Source organism: Rugamonas sp. (genome assembly GCF_025354735.1).
In the GTDB taxonomy this organism is placed as follows: domain Bacteria; phylum Pseudomonadota; class Gammaproteobacteria; order Burkholderiales; family Burkholderiaceae_D; genus Rugamonas.
Genome location: NZ_JANXMI010000068.1, coordinates 1 through 5255, shown reverse-complemented (window position 1 = coordinate 5255; position 5255 = coordinate 1). Strand labels below are relative to the sequence as shown.

The 5255-nt window shown below is 66.5% G+C and carries 4 protein-coding genes; all 4 read right to left on the bottom strand.

Annotated features, from left to right (window positions below; genetic code table 11):
• Positions 1–174: 174 nt before the first annotated feature.
• Positions 175–2436: a hypothetical protein gene (locus Q0S71_RS06780; RefSeq protein WP_295993201.1), complete on the bottom strand. Its 2262-nt coding sequence runs from the start codon at positions 2434–2436 to the stop codon at positions 175–177.
• Positions 2433–3101: a hypothetical protein gene (locus tag Q0S71_RS06775; RefSeq protein ID WP_295993200.1), complete on the bottom strand. Its 669-nt coding sequence runs from the start codon at positions 3099–3101 to the stop codon at positions 2433–2435. Before Q0S71_RS06775 ends, Q0S71_RS06780 begins: the two co-directional genes overlap by 4 nt.
• 357 nt (positions 3102–3458) lie before the next feature.
• Positions 3459–3857, bottom strand: coding sequence for a hypothetical protein (locus tag Q0S71_RS06770; protein ID WP_295993198.1), 399 nt, complete (start codon positions 3855–3857; stop codon positions 3459–3461).
• Positions 3858–3969: 112 nt separating this feature from the next.
• Positions 3970–5255 (bottom strand): response regulator (locus tag Q0S71_RS06765; RefSeq protein ID WP_295993196.1); only part of this gene is annotated, 1286 nt, incomplete at its 5' end.

Below are 5255 nucleotides of genomic sequence, written 5' to 3'. Positions count from 1 at the left end.
AACCGCCCCCAGATCGCCCAGTTTGTTCCTTGCCTTGCCATTTCCCACGCGTCGCCGGATCGGCCGTTACAACCGCCGACATTGGGCAAGCGGCCTGCTCACCGCTTTACGCCGTCAAAATCGAGTTATTAGAGCTCACCTGAGGTTGGGTAAGCAGCTCATGTAAATCAACAATCAGTAGAAATACGGCGTCTTGTCCGCCCACGCGCTGTTCGCATAGCGTTTGTGTAGCAGATTCCAAGCGGTGCGCGATAAGGTCTTGGCATCCGGATCGCGACAGCCGCCGCGCGTGGACATGACGACCACGTGCAGCAGCCAGGGCAGATCGGGATCCTGGGGATGAGCAGCTCCCCAGGCCAGCACGTCCTCACCCGTCACGCCGGTGGCGGTTTTCATGGCGCCCAGCCGGGCCAGCTCATCACGCCGCACGTCGGCGTGGCCGGTGTCTGGGATCGCAGGGAATTGCCAAGCAAAGGCCTGCATCCTGAACTCGTTATACACTTGCGGTTCGCTGGCGGCATCGCCGGTTTTGAACGAACACCAGGCCGACGCGGTGGCCCCGTCCGCGTCCACTGGCGCGACCGGCTGGGCGTACATCGTCAGTTGCGCCTGTAGGTCGACCCGCACCGCCTCGACCAGCACGATGTGGCGGCGCTCGACCTTGGAGCCGGCGCGATCGTAGCGCGTGACGGCATTCGCTGTGGCGGGTGCCAGTTGCGCCAGCAGCGCGCCGGCCTGCTTGCCTTCGGCCGGCTTGTCGAGTAGTGCGGCGCGGATCCAGGCCGCGCCCGCGACTCGCGCGCGTAGGGCCGGTGGCAGGTGCGGCTGGCGCGCCAGCTCAACTAAGTCAGCGACCGACAGGCCCAGGTTCACCCAAGCCAGGCCGTCGTCATTGAGCATCATCTCGCGCGCGGTGTCGCGCATGGCTTCATTGGGCTGCTCGCTTGTCGCCACGCTCTTCGCGTAGTCGACGTTGGTGCGCAGCAGGTAGCGCGTGGCGTCGGACACCGAGGTCGAAACCGCGAAGCGTTCTTCGCGCAGCAGGTTGCGTGTGCCGGGCGAGAGCTGGCGCTGCATGACGCCGTCGGAGATCGCTCGTGCTTCAAGCGACTTGCCGTCCAAGCGGTTCAGGCGTGCCAGGTGGTAGCGAACGGTCATGTAGGCCGGATCGTCGGACGGCAGCGCGAGGCCGGCCTGCATCAGGTCCGGCAGCGCTGATTGCTGTAGCATCAATGCCGCCACCAACCAGGGACGCGAATGGACCGCGCGCCAGCGCGCAAGCGCATGCACGCCTGCGGGCTCGCAGGCCGGGTTCGGAGCCAGGCTGCTGCAGCCGCGCAAGGTCTCGATCCAGTCAATGAATTCATGGCTGGGGCGCAGGGCCTGTGCATCTTGTGGCTTGACGTCGTTCATCAGCACGGACCAATCGCCCACGCGGTCCTGCACGAAGGGATCGACGGCCGGATCGTCCAGATCGCGGCTCAATTCGTTGAGGCGGGTTTCCGGCGTCAGCTGGGCGCGCATCGCACGCAGCAGCGCGCGGGTCGGCTCGTGCATGGGCGCAAGCGAGGCATCGGCCAGAAGCACGGCACCACGCTGCTCGAGCGCGCGCGCCTGCGCCTCGCGGCGGGCCAAGTCTATGCCCTTGATACCGCCGTCCAGTGCGGCTCGCACTTCGGAACGTAAGGCCAGGTAGGCACCCAGCTCATGCATCGGATGGCCGGGCGTGGCGCCAATGTGCTCGAACAGCTGCGTGCTGTCGGCATAGTGCGCGGCTTGGAAGGCCCAGGCCGCGCGCTGGTATTCGTTTAGTTGGCGCCAATACAGCGGTTCGTCGGCGGCCGGCGGCGCCGGCGCGACGAGCTGCGGCGCTTTGCGCTCGCCGTAGCTGTAGCGCGTGTCCTCTGCTGCCTGGCAGGCCAGCGCAACTTTGTACTGCGCCTTGACCCAAGCCTCCACGCGCGCCGGCGTGGCGTCGGGCCGTGCCGACGCACTGTTGAACACCTCCAGCGCATAGCGCGTGGCGGGCCGCGGGCAGGCCATCATCAGGCGCACCGAGTGTTCATTGATGGGCTGGTGCTGCAGCTCCGCCACGCGCGCGAGCAGCGACTCGTAGGGCGAATCGTCGTCCTGCGTCCAACCTTGGTCGAATGCACTGCCGTCCGCGCGCGCCAGCCCGCCCAGCGTCCCGGGCGAGGCCGTCACGCGCGGGCCGAGCGAGAAGGCGCGCCAGGCTGTGTACAGGTAGACGCGACGCATCCCCGGCTGGATCACGCCGATATCTCCCGCCTGGAAGCGGTCGAGCGGAATATCGGGCGCGGTCCAGGCCTTGAACATGGTGTAGCTGGGACCGTAGTCGCCGCTGGCGCTGGCGTCGCTCACAATACCGACCAACAGAAGCGTGGCGGCCAACGTGGCCGCAAACGTGCGTTTCATTCGATGTCCTTCCATCCTGTTTCGTCGAACCAATAGGTGCGCCGGTAGCGAGATATCACCTCGCGCGGGAATGTCTCCTGGCGCGAGAAGCCCGCGCTGCTGGCGCGACACAGCGGGTGCAGCGCGACCGGCTGGCGCGTCACGATGTCGCGCAGTGGCGCGTTTTCGCGGCCCATGCGGAAAAACATGGGCACGACCTCGTCGGCGGCCAGCCCGTCCAGCCAGGCGCCCGAGCGGCACCACCAGGCCAGCGCTGTCACGCTCAATTTCATCTCACGCGGCAACGTCGTGCGGATTCTTTGCACCAGTTCGCGGTAGTCGGCACGCTGCGAGGGCCGCGCTTCCAGGTCGAGCTGAACCCAACCTGAGGTGCTGGCGCGCGCCGCCGACCGCATCGCATCGAGCACGACGGGTTCGGCCGGGCGCAGGCTGGCGGGCGGATGCAGCGGGTCGATCTCGACGTGCACGACCGGGATCACTGTGGTCCCGCGCGCGAGCGCTCGCGGGTGCGCACCCGGCCGCACCAGCACCTTGTCGCCGACTAGCCAGATGTGGCGGTCGACCACCGCCACCGCAGCGCGCGAAAAGGCGGGAATGGACGCGTCCTTCCACAGCCAGGCGACGGCATCATGCAAGGGATCGGGCGGGGGCAACCAGGCGGGCAAGGGCTTCTCTCTTCGGCAATCCGAATTATGATAGCAAGCCCTATGCAGCGCAATCTACGCACATCGTCACAGATTCGGATGCGCCAATAAAAAAACCTGCCGATGGGCGTAATGCTGTTAAGTTAAACTGAACATTTGCGCTAAATCAGCACTTTGCATCAATTTTGACAAAGTGCAGCGATATGTTTCCTCTTTGGACAAGGTGCAATAATATGATTCTTACTGCTGCCTGTCACACGAAAAAATCGACCAATTTTGCGCTGAAAACGCAAAAACATGGTTCATATGCTGCGCAAGAATATGACTTCTGTCTCACTGCACCGAGTCGCGTCCCCATAGTCGAACGAAGCCACGTCTTCAACCGGCCCGGATGTGTGCCGGTTTGACTTGCCATTTTTGCCGAATGGCATCGACTTTTTGCCAGATGGCGCTTAACTCCGTTTCCGCGGCGGCATGGATATCGACCTTCCGTGCCTCGCACAAGGCGGCCAGCGTCACCAATACTCCCCCGGCCTCCTGCTCCACCTTGCCGGCCGGGCGCGAGTACACATAGTCGACCATGGCCTTGACCTGCTCCGCCGTGGCGCCGCAAGCCTGGGCCAGCTCGATCGACTCTTCCAGAAAGCGGTGGTTGCGTTCTTCACCATCAAGCGCCGCCTGCGGGCCAAAACACGCCACCACCCACGGCGCAACCCGTTGTTGAAAGGTGGCCAAGGTCACCGGAGCTTGCGGCGCCGCTAAGGTTTTTTCCGACATATCACTCATCCAAAAATAAATTGCATCTTATTGAAATCGGCGCGTAAGCGCCATCAGGGCGCCGCCGGATCGCGGCCCCCGATATTGTCGCCCACTATCGGGCGTGTGCCGCCTACAGCGCGTCGATAAAACTGGTGACGTCGACCAGTTCCTTTTGAAACACGGGCAGCAGCGCGGCCAGCGCGCGCAGGCCGCCGTCGTTGCCGGCCGTTTCGAGCTGGGTGCACAGCTGGCCCAGTGCCAGCGCGCCGACCGCGCGCGAGGACGACTTGAGCTTGTGTGCCTCGGCCGCCGCCGCCTGTGCGTGGCCATCGGCGCAGGCGCGCGCGAGCAGGCCGCCGGCCCGCGCCGCGCCGGCGCGGAAACTGTCGAGAAATTTGCGGATGACCACCGGGTCGCTGCCGATCAGGGCGGCCAGCACGCGCACGTCGACGGGTAAGCCGGGCACCGGCGCGGCGGCCGCGGCCGGGCCGCAGACCCAGGCCGTGGGCAACGCCTCCAGGGCGTCGGCGTCGCGGAGGCCGGGCGGGGCCGCCGCCGCGAGCGTGGCCGGGATCCACTTTTCCAGCATCGTTTTCAGGTCGGCCAGCAGCAGCGGCTTGCTGAAGTAATCGTCCATGCCGGCCGCGCGGCAGCGCGCCGCCTCGGTCTTGAGCGCGTTGGCCGTCAGCGCCAGGATGGGGATGTGTCGCCGGCCCTCCTCTTCGGCGCGGATCCTGGCCGCCAGCGCATAACCGTCCATCTCCGGCATGTGCAGGTCCGTCAGCAGCAGGGCATAGGCGCCGCGCCGCCATAGCTCGAACGCCACCTGGCCATTGTCGGCCACGTCGGCGGCGAAGCCGAGCAGCGCCAGCTGCAGCAGGATGACGCGCTGGTTGGTTTCGTTGTCCTCGGCCACCAGCACCAGGCGCCCGCAGCGCAGTTGCTCTTCGCGCGAGGGCGCCTTGAACGCCGACGCGTGCTTGCCCTGCTCCCTCTTGCGCTCGTCGTCCCCGGGCCGCCCGGCCAGCACCGCGATGGCGTTCAACAGGCGCCGCCGCGTCAGCACATTGCCGCTGATCGAAACGTAGCCATGGTCGTGCCCGTGCGCCGCCTGGCGCGATCCGCGCTGGACGGCGATGAAACGGATTTCGTGCGCCGCGTGACCGTCGGCCAGCGCGCGCAACTGATGCGGCGGCGCGCTGACGGCGGCGCAATCGATAATCCATATCCACAGGCCGGCCGGCAGCTGGGCCATCATGGCGTCCGCCCCGGCCAGGTCGCCGGCGCGTTCGACGCGGGCGCCGGCGTGGGCCGCATAGCGGGCGATATGCTCGGGCAGGCCGTCGGCCGCGCCGATGACGAGGCAGGCGAGGCCGTCGATGCGCGCCGCCGCCGGTCCGGCCGCCGCCGCCGCGC

Coding starts and splice junctions, on each gene's coding strand:
- Q0S71_RS06780 (WP_295993201.1), bottom strand. CDS start 2,436: ATGAAACGCACGTTTGCGGCCACGTTGGCCGCCACGCTTCTGTTGGTC.
- Q0S71_RS06770 (WP_295993198.1), bottom strand. CDS start 3,857: ATGTCGGAAAAAACCTTAGCGGCGCCGCAAGCTCCGGTGACCTTGGCC.